Origin of the sequence: Absiella sp. AM29-15 (genome assembly GCF_003434225.1) — a bacterium.
In the GTDB taxonomy this organism is placed as follows: domain Bacteria; phylum Bacillota_I; class Bacilli_A; order Erysipelotrichales; family Erysipelotrichaceae; genus Hoskinsella; species Hoskinsella hominis.
Genome location: NZ_QVFL01000002.1, coordinates 219,374 through 235,345, shown reverse-complemented (window position 1 = coordinate 235,345; position 15,972 = coordinate 219,374). Strand labels below are relative to the sequence as shown.

Annotated in this window: 17 protein-coding genes; all 17 read right to left on the bottom strand. The window is 33.2% G+C overall.

The window, feature by feature from the left end:
- Nucleotides 1-4 precede the first annotated feature (4 nt).
- Nucleotides 5-664, bottom strand: coding sequence for a hypothetical protein (locus tag DW761_RS03190; RefSeq protein WP_117452973.1), 660 nt, complete (start codon nt 662-664; stop codon nt 5-7).
- Nucleotides 661-1,911: an AAA family ATPase gene (locus DW761_RS03185; protein ID WP_117516399.1), complete on the bottom strand. Its 1,251-nt coding sequence runs from the start codon at nt 1,909-1,911 to the stop codon at nt 661-663. Before DW761_RS03185 ends, DW761_RS03190 begins: the two co-directional genes overlap by 4 nt.
- A 170-nt stretch (nt 1,912-2,081) precedes the next feature.
- Nucleotides 2,082-2,882 carry an ABC transporter permease gene (locus DW761_RS03180; protein ID WP_199485580.1) on the bottom strand — a complete coding sequence of 267 codons (801 nt, stop codon included), beginning with the start codon at nt 2,880-2,882 and terminating at the stop codon, nt 2,082-2,084.
- Nucleotides 2,879-3,763, bottom strand: a complete 885-nt coding sequence (locus DW761_RS03175) for an ABC transporter ATP-binding protein (protein ID WP_117452970.1) — start codon at nt 3,761-3,763, stop codon at nt 2,879-2,881. The genes DW761_RS03180 and DW761_RS03175 overlap by 4 nt, the downstream gene beginning before the upstream one ends.
- Nucleotides 3,760-4,380: a TetR/AcrR family transcriptional regulator gene (locus tag DW761_RS03170; protein WP_117516398.1), complete on the bottom strand. Its 621-nt coding sequence runs from the start codon at nt 4,378-4,380 to the stop codon at nt 3,760-3,762. The genes DW761_RS03175 and DW761_RS03170 overlap by 4 nt, the downstream gene beginning before the upstream one ends.
- 307 nt (nt 4,381-4,687) lie before the next feature.
- Nucleotides 4,688-5,479 carry a DeoR/GlpR family DNA-binding transcription regulator gene (locus DW761_RS03165; RefSeq protein WP_117516397.1) on the bottom strand — a complete coding sequence of 264 codons (792 nt, stop codon included), beginning with the start codon at nt 5,477-5,479 and terminating at the stop codon, nt 4,688-4,690.
- A gap of 86 nt (nt 5,480-5,565) precedes the next feature.
- A complete protein-coding gene (locus DW761_RS03160; RefSeq protein WP_117516396.1) occupies nt 5,566-6,198 on the bottom strand; it encodes an HAD family hydrolase in 633 nt (210 codons plus the stop codon).
- Nucleotides 6,176-7,012 (bottom strand): BtpA/SgcQ family protein, encoded by an 837-nt coding sequence (locus DW761_RS03155; protein ID WP_117516395.1) that lies wholly within the window; start codon nt 7,010-7,012, stop codon nt 6,176-6,178. The genes DW761_RS03160 and DW761_RS03155 overlap by 23 nt, the downstream gene beginning before the upstream one ends.
- Before the next feature lie 12 nt (nt 7,013-7,024).
- Nucleotides 7,025-7,861: a PTS system mannose/fructose/sorbose family transporter subunit IID gene (locus DW761_RS03150; RefSeq protein WP_117516394.1), complete on the bottom strand. Its 837-nt coding sequence runs from the start codon at nt 7,859-7,861 to the stop codon at nt 7,025-7,027.
- Between the two features lie 5 nt (nt 7,862-7,866).
- A complete protein-coding gene (locus DW761_RS03145) occupies nt 7,867-8,616 on the bottom strand; it encodes a PTS mannose/fructose/sorbose/N-acetylgalactosamine transporter subunit IIC (RefSeq protein WP_207732782.1) in 750 nt (249 codons plus the stop codon).
- Nucleotides 8,616-9,101: a PTS system mannose/fructose/N-acetylgalactosamine-transporter subunit IIB gene (locus DW761_RS03140; protein WP_117516393.1), complete on the bottom strand. Its 486-nt coding sequence runs from the start codon at nt 9,099-9,101 to the stop codon at nt 8,616-8,618. The genes DW761_RS03145 and DW761_RS03140 overlap by 1 nt, the downstream gene beginning before the upstream one ends.
- 16 nt (nt 9,102-9,117) lie before the next feature.
- Nucleotides 9,118-9,498, bottom strand: a complete 381-nt coding sequence (locus DW761_RS03135) for a PTS sugar transporter subunit IIA (RefSeq protein WP_158552201.1) — start codon at nt 9,496-9,498, stop codon at nt 9,118-9,120.
- Between the two features lie 331 nt (nt 9,499-9,829).
- Nucleotides 9,830-11,686, bottom strand: a complete 1,857-nt coding sequence (gene glgB, locus DW761_RS03130) for a 1,4-alpha-glucan branching protein GlgB (RefSeq protein ID WP_117516392.1) — start codon at nt 11,684-11,686, stop codon at nt 9,830-9,832.
- Between the two features lie 325 nt (nt 11,687-12,011).
- Nucleotides 12,012-12,353 (bottom strand): cupin domain-containing protein, encoded by a 342-nt coding sequence (locus DW761_RS03125; RefSeq protein WP_117453072.1) that lies wholly within the window; start codon nt 12,351-12,353, stop codon nt 12,012-12,014.
- 115 nt (nt 12,354-12,468) lie between these two features.
- Nucleotides 12,469-13,914, bottom strand: a complete 1,446-nt coding sequence (locus DW761_RS03120; protein WP_117452960.1) for a glycoside hydrolase family 1 protein — start codon at nt 13,912-13,914, stop codon at nt 12,469-12,471.
- Nucleotides 13,911-14,552 (bottom strand): YczE/YyaS/YitT family protein, encoded by a 642-nt coding sequence (locus tag DW761_RS03115; RefSeq protein ID WP_117516391.1) that lies wholly within the window; start codon nt 14,550-14,552, stop codon nt 13,911-13,913. The genes DW761_RS03120 and DW761_RS03115 overlap by 4 nt, the downstream gene beginning before the upstream one ends.
- Before the next feature lie 3 nt (nt 14,553-14,555).
- Nucleotides 14,556-15,962: a glycoside hydrolase family 1 protein gene (locus DW761_RS03110; protein WP_117516390.1), complete on the bottom strand. Its 1,407-nt coding sequence runs from the start codon at nt 15,960-15,962 to the stop codon at nt 14,556-14,558.
- Nucleotides 15,963-15,972 lie beyond the last annotated feature (10 nt).

Genomic DNA, 15,972 nt, shown 5'->3' with positions numbered 1-15,972 from the left:
TTTTTTAATTTATATATGATAGCAATTCAGAATATGCTTCTTTATGAAATTTAATATAGCTTCTTTTAAATTCTGCAAACATAGATTTTTTATCTAAAAAACCTTTTAGCGTTCGCTTAACTATGATTGAGTGGTCACCATTTCTATAACGCTCTAAAGTATCAAAAAAAACATTCATTTCACTCAATAGCGCATTTAATCTCATTTGACTTTTATTTTCTCTCATTCCTGTATTTTTTTTATTGAATACTTCCATCATTAATTTTGCAGTAATGACAGCCTCATAATCATTTTCATTTTTTGCTCTAACAACTATATTTTTCCCATTAAATATAAAATCTATGCATTTCTCAGGATCCCGTTTACAACAATCCAAAACATTATCATCATATATATCTTGATTTTTTATACTATTACAATGTCCACAAGACAAAAACAAATTGTCCCAATCAAATTTTCTATCTAAATATTTACCATTTTTATGCGGCAATCGATGTTCTATTTGAGGATCTTGTAATGGAGCTATACCACAGATATAGCATTTATTATGAAAATCATTTATTAATTGCTTTACAACATCTTTTCCATCATATCTCCCGTTTACCTTTTTAGATTCTGTTTCTAATGATTTTGGAGCTGGATAACTTCTTTCAATTTTGATCATTGCAAATCTGTTCTCCTTTCAAACTCCAATTTTAAAGCCTGATATTCTGTCGTAATATCTAATGCTAAATAATCCGGAATTTCCTCTAAAAACATTTGTAATCGTGCTATTTCACTAAAATCTTCATCCTCTAACTGCTCTTTTTTTACTAATTCTTTATAACGGTTAAATTTTTCTTCTAAATCTTTAGACAGTAAATTTACGTTAAAATAGCTTTCGATAATACCCTCATATGGAATATCGTTTAATCCATTTGGAATTAAGGTATGATTTTCTAAATCGTAAATTACTACATTGTTAATACTGTTTATTACAAAAGGTGAATGCGTTGTAACGATAAATTGTATATTAGGAAAAAAACTAGTTAAAAGTTGCAAAATATTTTTCTGTAATTCCAGATGTAAATGTGTTTCTATTTCATCAATTAAAACAATACCAGGCATACGATATTCAAATTTTCTATTTGTATATTTTTCCATTCGCATGATAATATCTACTACGATATCTAAAATAGCTGCGTATCCACTGGATAAGGTATTAAAATCAAATTTTTCTCTATTTCGCATACTAATATAGAATTGAAATTGTTCTTCATCAAAAATCAATTTAATTGATTCATCTCCAAAAATACTTTTTAATAATTTTTCAAGAGATTGAAACCATTCATCAATCTGATCTGCTTTTTCTTTTTTATTGCCTGTTAATGCTAATGCCTGTGTAACTTTTAAATCAACTAAATATTTCACAAATTTCGTGCTCGGCTTTTCATTTATCGAATATTTTTCATTAAAATTAACTTTCTCGACATTTTTCACTTCTTCTGTTTTAAAAACTCTATCTGCGCTGTAATATGCTAGAATCATATTACCATTTTGAAACGCTCTATACATATCAGCTGTTTCCACATTAAAACTGATTTTTAAACCTTTTCTTGTTTCTTGAATTTTATCCTCATAAAATTGAATTTGTGCTTCACATTGATTTATTTCCTGAATATTATTTTGCTGTTTCAATTCTTCTAATCTGTTTTTATAAAACACAAGAGAATCTTCATAATCATTAAATGAACGATCATCAGCAACACTTTTTAAATAAATTGATAATGCTTCTAATACACTTGTCTTTCCACTGCCATTTTTACCTGTTATTATTAAATTTTTTCTCTTCTCACCAAATAAAGGAATATTAATATCTTTTAAATGCCTTACAGAATCAATTTTTATATTAGTGATATAAATTTGTTTCATAATTACCTCCAATGTCTCCTTTATGGTATCATTATAAAAGAGAACTACACGATTGTGTTTTCCATTTTATTATAGCCTTAAAAATAAGTTATTACAATAACATTCTCCCCATATATGTAATGCCACTTTGATAATTGAAGTCAATATAAAAAGTGCAAATTTATGCACTTTTATATTGATAAATCTTTCTTTTTAAATATCATCATACCTAATGTAAATAATAAAATTGCGCCTACATATAGGATGCCTACACTCCATAAAGCACCTTGATCCATAGCGATAATCTCTTCTGGTCGAAATAAAGTTAATGGTGTTACATATTTTAGATTTTCTAATTTATCTCCAACTTGTGACAGCATCTGAATCAATACAGAAACAATACACAAAGCAGCACCTACTCCTGTTGCAAATCTTGTTTCATTAAAGACACATGCAAATAGAAAACACATACTTGCAAAAAACAACATCATGCCATATAAACCAATATTTAATGTCAGGAAAGCAGAAAGATCAATTCCTTCATCAAACATTAAATTTCCACATATAATAACCAAAATCGTTACATACGCAACTAAAATCAATATACCCATTGCAAGCATACACAACTGTGTCAGAATGATTGTTGAGCGCTTGTGTGGTGTAGAAAGTAAATAAGCCATAGAACCACGATCTACATAACGTACAATCAAACGATGACACATAAGGATTACAAAAATCAATGGAAAAACAATCAGAATAAACCCATATAGATAATTTGCGATGAATTCGATTAATGTTGAACCAGGGTTGCTCATGCCAAATGCTTCAAATACGCCTGGCATAGATTCTTTAAACATCTCTAAACTTTCTCCAAGTTTTGGATCATACATCGCCACAATCAATGAGCTATATAAGCTGAGCACCAGTAAAAACAATAAAATAACTTTTATATTTGCTTTGCATTCCCTTTTCCACAATGTTTTAGAAATCATTGATCTTCACCTCCATAATACTGCATAAACAGTTCTTCCAGACTTTGTGTACGCATTTGAAGATCCCGAATGGTATATTTCGATAAATCTTTGATAAATGCATCCACCTGTCCCTTTAAGGTGATCATGATTTCTTTTCCATCCCTTGTACATCCTTCATGGTTTTCCACAAATGCGATTGCATCCTGCTCATTTTCAAAACGCACTTCATAGATTTTTCGCTTATTATGACGTAATTCTTCCATATCTTTTGTGGCGATAATACAGCCATCTTTTATGATGACAACACGATCACATGTATGTTCAACTTCTTCAAAGATATGACTGGACATCAAAATTGTTTTCCCTTTGGCTTTTTCTTTTTTGATTAACTCCACAAATTTACTTTGCATCAAAGGATCGAGTCCACTGGTTGGCTCATCCAGAATTAAAATAGAAGGATCCTGCATAAAGGCAATCACAATGCCAATCTTTTGTTTCATCCCTTTTGACATTCTGCGAATCTTTCCTTTTGGATCTAATTCTAAATAATCAATCAATTCCTGTGCTTTGGAAAAATCTTTGATATGTTTCATATCTGCCATAAAATGGATAAACTCAATTCCTGTCATATCCTCCATAAAGGCAATTTCTCCAGGCAAATATCCAAGCTGTGCCTGTACCTTATCTGCATCCTTGAAACAATCTAGACCCATGATGGATACACTACCTTTATCTGGCGCAATAAATCCCATCAATTGACGAATGGTTGTAGTTTTCCCAGCACCATTAGGTCCTAGAAAGCCCACCACTTCCCCTTTTTCTACTGTAAAGCTTACATCAAATACACCTTTGTGATCCCCATAATCTTTGGTGATCTGGTGAATTTCTATCACACTCATAAATACTCCTTTCGATAGACCATCTGTTTAAACATTTCTTCCCAACGATCATAATCTTCCATAATTTCATTGATATCCAGTTTTTCTTTTGTTTTTTGCTTCGTACGAATATAACCATCAGCCATCCATTGCAGCATCTGAAAGATATAAAATGGATCAATTCCCTCCTTGAATTTAAAAAGATCAATATGTGAAAAATAATCCGCAAACATTGTATTCACTTTTTGTTGGATATCCTGCGTTATTTCTTCTGCAATATTTTCATCATTCATATAATATGCTTTCATACAAAACTCCATAATATAAGCATGATTTGCGATTAATTCCATTTTCTTATCTGCGCCAAATCGCATAATTTCAAAGAAATCTGTTTTATTTTTTACACCAGCTTCATCAATTGTATCTATTAATAATTGTAGACAATATTGATAAACGTATTGATATAAGCTCTTCTTATTTTTAAAATAATAAAACAATAAACCTTTTGATATCCCTGCTTTTCTTGCGATTTCATCGGTCACTGCATGTTTGTATTCATTTGTGCCAAATACTTCCATTGCCGTATCAATAATACGCATTTGCTTTTCCTCTGTTAATTCCAGAAATTTCTCATTCATCTTTTTCCTCCATCACAAAGCATTAACTGACCTGGTCAATTACCATTGTAAAGCATTGACTATTTTTTACAAGCCCCCTTTGATATAAATTCGATATATTTATAAAAAGGCGTTGTCTATTTCTGGAAATATTCTTATTAATCATGCAGACATGATGTTTATGAGCATAGCCTATTTTGCTCATAGTTTATGCTGAAAAACGCCTTTTTATAGTTTTTGTACTGATATGACATACAATATAAAAGGTATAATAAAAAAAATACACTTTATTCATATATATGAGTCAGTGTATTTTTATAAAACTAATTTAATTGTTGTTTGCTTCATTTACCAATATAATGTTTTCACATGCTTCTTTAATTTTTTTCAATTCTTCTGGTTGCATGCGATCATCACTGATCAATGTATCAATCGCGTTAATATCACATAGACTCCAACGCTTAACTAAGCCATATTTAGAACTGTCCGCACATAAAATGATATCTTTTGATGATTCCATCATTGCTTTTTTTATGAGTATATCATCATAATCTGTATGTGTGATACCACATTTAAAATCAAATGCAGATGTTGCCATAAAATACTTATTTGCATTCAATGATTTTAAGATATCTACAGCAGTTGGTCCATAAATATCAAATGAATCTTTATGTTTCATTCCACCTAAGATGATCAATGAAATATTTTCATTTTCAGACAAGGTATATGCTACCTTTAAGTCATTCGTAATAACTGTGATATTTTCTAAATCTTTTCTTGCAAGTAATGCTCTGGCAAGATAATACATCGTACTGCCTGAATCTATGATAATAGATTGATTATTTTCAATCATTGATACTGCTTTTTCCGCAATTTGTTTTTTATAATCTTTATTATAAACTTCTTTTTTACTGCTGGATAATTCAAATACCTGTGAAGCTATTTTACTAACCACACCACCATGGACCTTTTGAATACTGCCTTCATTTTCTAAATCTGTTAAATCACGATTCAGGGTAGCTTTTGATACCTGAAATTTATCAAGCAGTTCCGCAATTGTCACATGTCCTTTCAAATTAATATATTGTTGAAGATCAATTTGACGCTGAAATTTCATCATATCAATTCCACTATCCTTCCATAATTAAACGTTTCAAACTTAATATACCATCTCTTTTCTATATTTTCAATCAATTTTAGCCCTGTTCAGGTATATAATTCACAGAAATTGTAAATTTCTTTATCCGCTTTCGATGTGTCTTGCTGTATAATAGAGCCTTTATATCCAATCACATACATATCTGCAGCTTTACCAGCCTTGATACCATTCACAGAATCCTCAATCACCATACATTCATCATGTTTACATCCTGCCTGCTTTGCCGCAAGATAAAATATTTCCGGATCTGGCTTAGAATGCTTTAGATTTTCTCCACTGATAATGATATCGAAATATTCCCGTACATGTATGCCATCTAATACTGTATTGATCCAATGCATATCAGAGGATGATGCTAGAACAATGGTCATATCTTTTTCTTTTAAATATTTTAAATACGTAATCAAATGAGGCATAGGTGTAAGTATCGTTTCTTTTAATTCTTCATCAAAATATAAATCCTGTTTTTCCATTAATTCCTTTATTGGAATATGATGCAAATGATAAGTATTTTGTAGTTTTTGGGTAATATCTTTTGCATTCATACCAACAAGACAGGATAATGTTTGTAAGTCTTCTTCTATATCAAGGGTTTTCAAATACTTTTGTAATGATTTTAAATAGATCACTTCACTATCGATCAGTACACCATCCATATCAAAGATTACAGTCTTCATCATATTTTTTTCTTAATTCTTTTACTTTATTCATAAATTCAGATACACGGTTCTGATCGATTTCATTTCTGAATACACCATCTCGTTTGAAGCCAGTTCCAATAAAGAATCCATCTACAGTATCCATATAATCTTGCACATTATTGATTCTTACTCCAGTTGCCGCAAATATTACAGCATCTGGGAAAGCTTCCCTACATTTTTTCATAACATTAGCATCTGCTTTTTGTCCTGCTACCATACCTGCAACTGCTATCGCATCAGGTCGATCAAGGAAATATGTAGGCTTCATAATCGAAATGGCATCCCGACAACCCAAATCTGCACTGGATTCTGGCATTAGATAATGTACTAACTTAAAATCAGGAATACTTAACTGATGTTTTAAACGTACAGCTCCTCCACCATCACTATTACAAAGTCCTGCGCTTGTGGCCCATGTTCCATGGAATACACCTCTAGTAAATAAAGCACCGGTTGCACTTGCTAGAGAAATACTAGCCATATCATCACTGATACAGTCATTACCATAAGGCAGTTTGATTTCATCTTTTAATGCGCCCATTACATAAGCCATTGCTGCTACTGTTTCTGGTCCTACTTTAGAAAGATATGGAGTTGAAAATTCATTACTGAATAATAAACCATCTACACCGCCTTCCTGTAAACATCGTACATCATGTCTTGCCATTTCAATTACTTTTTCCATGCCACCTTTTTCATCATAATATGGATCACCAGGCAATGGCTGCATATGTACAAGCCCAATCACTGCTTTTTTTGTATGAAATGTTGATTCTATCCAATTTTTACCCATAATGTTTCTCCTTTAAAATATGCCAACAAAGGCCCCTAAAATACCAATAACAACTAACACACCCATAATCTTTATCACAGAAACATTTTTTCTGATTAAAGCATATAGAATAAATACAGTGCCAACGCTTAGAATGCCTGGCATAATTTCATCTAACAATGTTTGAATTTCTATAACTGTATCACCCGAAGTAAATGTTGCGACTGTTTGTATCGATACATAATTTGCGATCATACAACCAGCAACCGTCATGCCAAGTACACCCATGCAATCTGTCAATTTTCTAACGATGGATGTATCACTGATTTTACTGAATGCATTTTTTCCAAGTTTATACCCAGAAAAGAACATGGTATATCCTACACCAAGAATATAGGCCGTATATAAAACGAAGAAGATAATGGATCCCCAGACATTGCCTTTTAAGCCCATTTCAACACAGATTGCCAACAGAATTGTTTTCACAAGTCCTTGTGTAATTGTATCTCCAACTCCGGCAAGTGGTCCCATCAAACCAATTTTCAACCCATTGATTACTTCATCAGAATAATCTGTGCCATTCGCACGTTCTTCTTCAACAGAGGCAATCATACCAGGAATCAAAGCACCAAACTGATTTTCTGTATTAAAGAACGCCATATGTCTTGTCATTGCATCTGCTAAATCATCTTTATCAGGATATAATCTTTTTAAGATAGGAAGCATTGCATGACAAAATCCTAATGACATCAAACGTTCATAGCTAAGACACATTTCAGATGTCAGTTCCCATATCGCAAAACTTTTCATTAAATCAGATTTTCTTAATTTAATTCTTTTTTCTTCCATAATTTCTTGATTTTCAGCCATGTCAATTAAACCTCCTCACTATTTTCTGGTTCACGATAAGAGAACCAATACATCAATGCAAATGCAACACCTACAAGTGATACGGCGATCATGCCAAGTTCTAGATATGATGATAATACATAACCAATGATGAAATATGGCAAGAATTTCAAGTTGAAAATAGCTTTCATCAACATTGCGATTCCTAATGCAGGAAGCAGCATACCAACAGCTTCAAGACCTGTTAATATCACTTCTGGAAGTGCATCTAGTAAATCAGTTAAATATTCAGCGCCAAAACGAACTGCCAAAAATGCTGGAATAAAATAGAAGAAGAAATTGATGATCTGTGGACATACCACATTATAGAAAGTAATGCCTTTCGTATCTGCCCTGGCGGCACACTTATCTGCACGATGGACAAAGATAGAACAAAGTGTCATTTTTCCAGATTCTGCAAGCATTCCAAATAACCCAAAAGATACCGCAATCGTAACCCCCATTTCCGGTGCAGCACCTGTCGCAACTGCAAGAGCTGTGGCAACACATCCTGCCATAGGATAATCCACAGAGCCTACACCACCAACCATGATGTTTCCCATGTATACTAACTGTGTCGCACAACCAATTTGTAAACCTAATTCCATATTTCCCATGATAGCTCCAACAATTGGTCCAAAAATGATAGGTGAACACAATTGAATAGACCAGCATGTAAATTCAATACCTGAAGCACAAACCCATGTACATAAAGCGACTAAAACTGCCTGTAGCATTATAACCCTCCTTTTATGAGTGAATGTAACTCAATCTGCTTATCATTTGGTGTCGCCTGAAAATAAACTTTCACACCCATTTCTTCGATTTCTTTTAGAATAGCAACTTCTTCCTTGCTTGCGGATACGTTTTTATAAAGCGCTTCACGTTTCGCATTAGCTCCCATTCCACCAACATTTAATTCTTTCAACAGCACTGGACTTTCAAATACTTTTTTAGCAGTATCTGGTGTTTTCATCAAAAGAATAGCATTTGCTTTATTTTCTTCAATTGCCTGAATTGTTTCATCCAAATGTTCTGTTCCTTTGATGATCAGATCCACACCACTAGGTTTTACCATTTTTAATACGTTCTTTAAAAACTCATCCTTTGCAACGATATCATCAATGATTAAAATTTTCTTTGCCTGATATGTTTTAATCCATGCGGTTACGACTTGTCCATGAATCAATCGATCATCGATTCTAATAAACTTTATTGACATTATCAATCCCTCCTTACTAACTTAAGATATCATCTTTTGTGATAATGCTTTGTATCCCTTTCTCTTTAGCAAACGCACATGCATCTTTTAAATCCTTGATTTCTGTATTTAATACGATTTCAAGTAACATCCCCAGATTGGTACCAGCAATAAATGATACTTGCTCTGATTTAAGTTCCTGAATCAGACTATTGAATGGCGTTCCTCCAACGATATCCAAAAATACTAATGTCTGATCATTCCCGATGCAATCAACAAGTCTTTCACGATAGTCATCCACTGACATATCAGGCTGAAGTCCTAAAGCCTGAATTTCAGGATGCTGTCCTACAATCATCTCCATTGTTGATTTTAATGCGTCAGCGAGATTTCCATGAGTCGCTATGATATATTTCATCATGTCCTCTCCTTTCTATACTCAAAGTATATCATAACATTTCATTTTATCAACAATAAATTTCATTATTATATCATTATATTTCTGTTTTATATCGATAATTTCATTATTTTATGAAACAATGAGATAATTCGAAACATTAAACACTTGATTAACATGCGTATTTACTGTCATTTCATAAGAACAGACGGAATTTACTCACAAATCATCTCATTTTTAAATTTTTTTATGAGATTTTTTCCAAATACTGTAAGCACCGTTATTTCAGCCATTTTAATCATTTCAAACATATAAAAACCATGAAGTATATTAGCCTCATGGTTTTTATAGTTTATTTTGTTGTTTTCTTTTTCGTTTTTGTTACTTTATGTTCCAACATTATGCCACCAAATGGAGGAACATTTACTGTAATCGTAAATGGCTGTTTATTGCATTCACCTTTCACAGATTTCACTTTCTGTTTTTCTGTAATTGCACCACCGAATACATCAGATTCTGTATTGATGATTTCATTATAAGTGCCTGCATAGCCTACGCCAAATGTATGAGCTTTATACGTATTAGGTGAGAAGTTTAGAATAATGATATATTCCCGATCTTCACTTACACGTTTGTAAGTAAACATATTTTCATCAGCATTATCCGCATCAATCCACTGGAAAGACTGCCAATCATATTCTTTTTCATACAGTGTTGGTGTCTTTTTATAGATTTCACCTAATTTTGCGAAATATTTATGGAATGCATCATGTACAGGATATTTCAATAAGAACCAATCACATTCTTTCGTTTCATCCCATTCTCTAAAGTGAGCCAGTTCATTACCCATAAAGTTTAATTTCTTACCAGGATGTGTAAACATATACAGATATAATGTTCTTAACTGTGAGAATTTCTGTTCATAAGTACCCCAGATTTTGTCTACGATTGTTTTCTTTCCATGTACAACTTCATCATGAGAGAATTCCATAATAAATTTTTCAGAATAGAAGTATGCCATAGAGAATGTAATATTATTGTGATGCCATTTACGATAAACAGGATCTTTTTCAAGATACTTCAAAGTATCATTCATCCATCCTAAATCCCATTTATAATCAAATCCTAAACCGCCATCCAGTGTGGATTTCGTAACATTTGGATAATCAGAAGAGTCCTCAGCAATCAGCATGACACCATGGAATTTCTGACTCAGATTCCAGTTCATACGTTTTACAAAGTCAATTGCGCCAGTATTTGCGCCTAATTCTTTATTTCCATGCCAGAAAATCACGTTACTGATTGCATCCATACGTAAACCATCAAAATGATATTTATCAATCCAGAATGCTGCCGCAGACATTAAGAAAGAACGTACTTCTTCTTTCCATAGATTAAAGTTTGCAGTTCCCCATTGAGAATCAGCATCTACAGCTTTCTCATATTCATATAATGGTGTTCCATCAAAATAAGATAGTGAGAAATCATCTCTAACAAAGTGTACAGGCACAAAGTCCATAATCACACCAATTCCTGCTTTATGGCAGGCGTTTACCAAATACATCAAATCTTCTGGTGTACCATAACGTGATGTTGCGCTAAAGTATCCACTACACTGATATCCCCAGCTTCCATCAAATGGATGTTCATTTAATGGCATTAATTCAATATGTGTAAAATTGTTCTCTTTCACATATGCAATCAATTCTTTTGCGATTGCTTTATAATTTACCCACTCTACATCTTCATCTTTTCTCCAGCTGCCAATGTGTAATTCGTAAATATTCACTGGTTTATCAAAGTTTTTATCTCTGGCAGCTAACCATTTTTCATCAGACCATTTCTTATAATTTAAATCCACAACAATACTTGCTGTATTCGGTCTAAGTTCACTATAGAATGCATATGGATCCATCTTATCCACAACACGACCTGTTGCCTGGGTTACACGATATTTATACATATCGCCAACTTTTGCACCACCTACAAAGATTGACCAAATACCCTCTTTATCTTTTCTTTTCATTTGATGACCTTTACAACTCCAGTCATCAAAACTTCCGATTACCTGGATCTTTTCCGCATGAGGCGCAAATGTCGTAAAACGAACACCCTTTACACCTTTTTCCACACATGGATGAGCACCGAAATAATCATAGGCATCTAATGCCTGTCCCTTATAGTAATTATCCACAATTTTATTTTTCACAGTCTTGTCCTCCCTGTCTTTTTCTATCTTCTATTTTACTCTATTTCACTCATAAAATATAGCATTTTTATATATTTTTAGTATTTTTTGTAAAGGGTTACATAATTTTTTGCGTTTTTTACGCATATTTGATTAATATTTCATAATACTTTGAAAACGAAAGTTTTCATGCTTTGATAGTAAAAGTTTTTTATTAATCTTGTTTTATCTGATATATTTTTCCCTCTTTAGGACAACTATTGTCATAGTTTTTTACCATATTTTAAATGCGCTATAATGTGGACAATTACTTCAAAAAAACATGTGCATAAAATCAAGCACATGTTTATTCATTTGGGAACACAACAACTAAACACATTTTGAAAGGTTCAATTGCATATACAGAATGTGGTTTATTTGCAGGCATAACGATGGATTCACATTTTGATAGTTCAAAGACTTTTCCATCAATAGTAAATCTCCCTTTTCCATACAAAACGCTAACCATAGCATCACCACCTGATTCATGCGTACTAATTTCTTCTCCCTGATCAAATCCAAATAATGTAACACTTACAGAACCATTTTGTGCAAGTGTTTTACTTACCACCTGCCCTGGCAGGATATCTATCTGATCAGCCAGACGTACTACTGTTTCATGATTCATATTTTTTATACCATTGTTCATAGGAAAGCCTCCTTGTTTTACAAAGCAAGCATAACATATATTCCATACCAATTCCGTTGTATTTCCAACATACGAAAAAAAAGATGAAGTCATTTGGCCTCATCTTTTCATCTTGTTATAATTCTTCACCATTTGTTTCAATTACATGTTGATACCATGCAAATGAATCTTTTTTCATTCGCTTCTGGCTGCCATTGCCAAAATCATCACGATCAACATACACAAAGCCATAACGCTTACTCATTTCTGCAGATGAAGAACTTACAATATCAATAGGTCCCCATGCACAATATGCAAAGATATCCACACCATCTTTAATACATTCTTTTAATTGTTCAATATGCTTTCTTAAAAAGTCTATACGGTATGGATCATGAATGCTTCCATCACTTTCTACTGTATCTAACGCTCCAAATCCATTTTCTCCAATCATCATAGGTACCTGATAACGGTCCCAGTATTGAGATAAGCAGTTATAAAATCCTAAAGGATCCATGCGCCATTCCCAAGGTGTAGGCTGTAAATTTGGATTTTGTTCAGCATCAGTTGGTGACATCCCATTTTTCGTACTATCCACAATTTTACTTGAATAATAAGATACGGCCAAGAATTCCATAGGATTTTCTTTGATAACTTCTTCATCCCCATCTTCCATATGAATATGGATATCGTGTTCTTCAAAATAACGAAGCGCATAAACTGGATATTCTCCACGTAGCTGTACATCTGTGAAGAAATACTGCATGCGATTTCTCTGCATTGTTAATACAACATCTTCTGGTTTACAACTTGCTGGGTAATATGTGCAATCTGCAAGCATTGTTCCTAGTTTTGCTTCAGGATCAATTTCTTTTCCTAATGCTTTTACTTTTGCACATGCAACAAACTGATTATGTACTGCCTGATACATCAGTTCTTCCATATTTTCTGCTTGATCATCATAGATTCCCAGTGAACCAAATTGTACTGTAGGTACAAGATTAATCTGGTTACAGACAATCCAATATTTTACTTTGCCTTTAAATCTTTTTAATAACACACTTGCATAGTTCACAAATAAATCAATAACTTTACGATTCGCAAATCCTCCATATTCTGTTACTAGGTATAATGGCATATCATAATGTGACATTGTGATTATTGGTTCCATGCCATCTCTGATAATTTCATCAATTAAATCATCATAAAATTTTAAACCAGCTTCATTGGGCTCTGTTTCATCTCCATTAGGAAATATTCTGGACCAGGAAATACTTGTACGGAAACATTTAAATCCCATCTCTTTCAATAATGCTAAATCTTCTTTATATGTATGATAGAAATTGATTCCATAACGTTTAGGATAGTATCCTACCTGGTCTGCAGCTTTTGCCTTGATTTCTGCTAATGTTCCACCACCTTCTTTTTCGATAAATGCGCGATTTAAATTTTTCGTATATTCATGGATATCAGATGTAGATAATCCTCTTCCATCTTTATCATATTCTCCTTCACTTTGACAAGCAGCAAATGCGCCGCCCCATAAAAAGTTTTCAGGAAATGTCTTAGGTACTAGTTTCATATTGTTTGTTTCTCCTTTATTTTTAATATATTTTGTAATGGTTTATCCATGCTTTTCATAAAGAAATCAGAGCATGGTCCTAGTAATATCAATACTAATATTGTGCCAGTTGCAAAAGTTCCACCTAACAGGATGCCAATAATCAGAAAACTTCCATCTATCATCCAGCGAACTTTTGTATATGTCAATTTATATCTTTCCAAAATTGCGAAGGCTAAAGAATCATAAGGATTATAGCCAACATTTGTCTTTGATCCAACTGCAATCGCTATTGCCATTAAAGCTATACCTGTAAACAACATAATGTAACATGCAATTATCTGATCACTTTCAGGTAAAATATTCAATCCAATATTCATTGTTGATGAACTAATCAATGGATATAGAAAGCTTACAATACCAAGTCTTGTTTTATCGATCAGAAAGGTTCCTGCCATCATTGCGTACATGATGATAAATATTGCGATATCCACACGGATTGGTGTGTGATGTTGAATGCCCAAAGCGAAGGTGCTCATTGCATCAGTCCCTAAATCTGCTTTAACAAAACATGCAGTACCAAGCCCCAATATCATAGCACTGATGAAAAACACAATCACATGTCGTATGTATGCTGTAAGGGACAAGTTTTGCTTCATAAATCAGTCTAAATCTTCTCCATTACTGCCAATCACTTTTTGATACCAATAGAAAGAATCTTTTCGAATCCTTGTACATTGTTTTGGATCATCATCGCTGCGATCAACATAGATAAAACCATAGCGTTTCTTAACTCCATTGCTGGTAGATAATAAATCTAACGCAGACCATGGCATATATCCAATGACTTCCGCACCATAGTGAATTGCTTTTTTCATTGCTTTTACATGATCTCTTAAATATGCAATACGATATTCATCATGAACTTTTCCATCTTCAGTCAGCGTATCATAAGCTCCTAATCCATTTTCTGTAATCATTAATGGCCTATTGTAACGCGTATATAAATCACGGAAGATATATTCTAAGCCTGTTGGGTCAATTGCCCAATCCCAATCTGTTGTATCTAGTTCAGGATTTTTACACATTTGATAGAAACCAGGCTGTGTTTCAAAACCTGAAATTTCTCCTTTTTTACCTGATTGATTGAATCCAGACCATCTGCGCTGAGTAGTTTCTGGACAGTATTTTGCACATTCACTTGCATAATAATTTAAGGCAAGGAAATCAGAAATTCCTTCTTTCATTAATTCTTCATCACCTGGTTCCATGATTGGTGCCAGATTATTTTCTTCTAAATAAATCCATGCAGATTTGTTGTAGAAACCTTTGAAGTAAACATCCAGATAATAAGAGTTACGTAAATCATGTGCATTTTGCGCTGCCATGACATCTTCAGGTTTACTGGTCAAAGGATAAACTGGCGCATATCCTAGTGCTGCGCCTGCCATACCACCAGGCACTAATTCATGTACCAGTTTTACAGCTATTGCATGGGCTAAATTCATATGATGATTGATCTGATAACGTAATTGATTGTTGTCTTGTAATTCAGGTCGTATATAACATTTCTGCGTCCAATATTGAACGATAATACTTTGTTCATTTATCGTTAGCCAGTATTTGACATCATCTTTAAATTCATTAATCACAAAGCGGGCATAATGTTCAAAGTCTTTCACAACTTCACGATTTACCCAGCCATCATATTCATCGACAAGTGCCATTGGCAAATCATAATGATATAATGTTACAACTGGTTCCATTCCATTTGCTTTTAATTCATTAATCAAATCATGATAGAATTTTACTCCTTCTGGATTAGGCTCTCCTTTTCCTTTAGGGAAAATACGACTCCATCCAATAGAGAATCGATAACAGTTAAATCCCATTTCTTTAAACAATGCCACATCTTCTTTATAATGATGGTAATGATCAGATGCAATGCTTGCATCTGCAAATCCTGTTTTCTGAGAGTATTCTTTATTGACAACATCCTGTTGCGACAATCCTTTTCCTCCTTCTAATGCTGCACCCCATAAAAATCCCTTAGGAAATCCTTTTTCCATCTATATAGCC

Excerpts from the sequence above, each read along its gene's own strand:
- DW761_RS03115 (WP_117516391.1), bottom strand. The coding sequence starts at position 14,552 with ATGAAGCAAAACTTGTCCCTTACAGCATACATACGACATGTGATTGTG.
- DW761_RS03120 (WP_117452960.1), bottom strand. The coding sequence starts at position 13,914 with ATGAAACTAGTACCTAAGACATTTCCTGAAAACTTTTTATGGGGCGGC.
- DW761_RS03110 (WP_117516390.1), bottom strand. The coding sequence starts at position 15,962 with ATGGAAAAAGGATTTCCTAAGGGATTTTTATGGGGTGCAGCATTAGAA.
- DW761_RS03185 (WP_117516399.1), bottom strand. The coding sequence starts at position 1,911 with ATGAAACAAATTTATATCACTAATATAAAAATTGATTCTGTAAGGCAT.
- DW761_RS03125 (WP_117453072.1), bottom strand. The coding sequence starts at position 12,353 with ATGAACAATGGTATAAAAAATATGAATCATGAAACAGTAGTACGTCTG.
- DW761_RS03150 (WP_117516394.1), bottom strand. The coding sequence starts at position 7,861 with ATGGCTGAAAATCAAGAAATTATGGAAGAAAAAAGAATTAAATTAAGA.
- DW761_RS03160 (WP_117516396.1), bottom strand. The coding sequence starts at position 6,198 with ATGATGAAGACTGTAATCTTTGATATGGATGGTGTACTGATCGATAGT.
- DW761_RS03175 (WP_117452970.1), bottom strand. The coding sequence starts at position 3,763 with ATGAGTGTGATAGAAATTCACCAGATCACCAAAGATTATGGGGATCAC.
- DW761_RS03140 (WP_117516393.1), bottom strand. The coding sequence starts at position 9,101 with ATGTCAATAAAGTTTATTAGAATCGATGATCGATTGATTCATGGACAA.
- DW761_RS03165 (WP_117516397.1), bottom strand. The coding sequence starts at position 5,479 with ATGATGAAATTTCAGCGTCAAATTGATCTTCAACAATATATTAATTTG.
- DW761_RS03145 (WP_207732782.1), bottom strand. The coding sequence starts at position 8,616 with ATGCTACAGGCAGTTTTAGTCGCTTTATGTACATGGGTTTGTGCTTCA.
- DW761_RS03190 (WP_117452973.1), bottom strand. The coding sequence starts at position 664 with ATGATCAAAATTGAAAGAAGTTATCCAGCTCCAAAATCATTAGAAACA.
- DW761_RS03170 (WP_117516398.1), bottom strand. The coding sequence starts at position 4,380 with ATGAATGAGAAATTTCTGGAATTAACAGAGGAAAAGCAAATGCGTATT.
- DW761_RS03180 (WP_199485580.1), bottom strand. The coding sequence starts at position 2,882 with ATGATTTCTAAAACATTGTGGAAAAGGGAATGCAAAGCAAATATAAAA.
- DW761_RS03155 (WP_117516395.1), bottom strand. The coding sequence starts at position 7,012 with ATGGGTAAAAATTGGATAGAATCAACATTTCATACAAAAAAAGCAGTG.
- DW761_RS03135 (WP_158552201.1), bottom strand. The coding sequence starts at position 9,498 with ATGAAATATATCATAGCGACTCATGGAAATCTCGCTGACGCATTAAAA.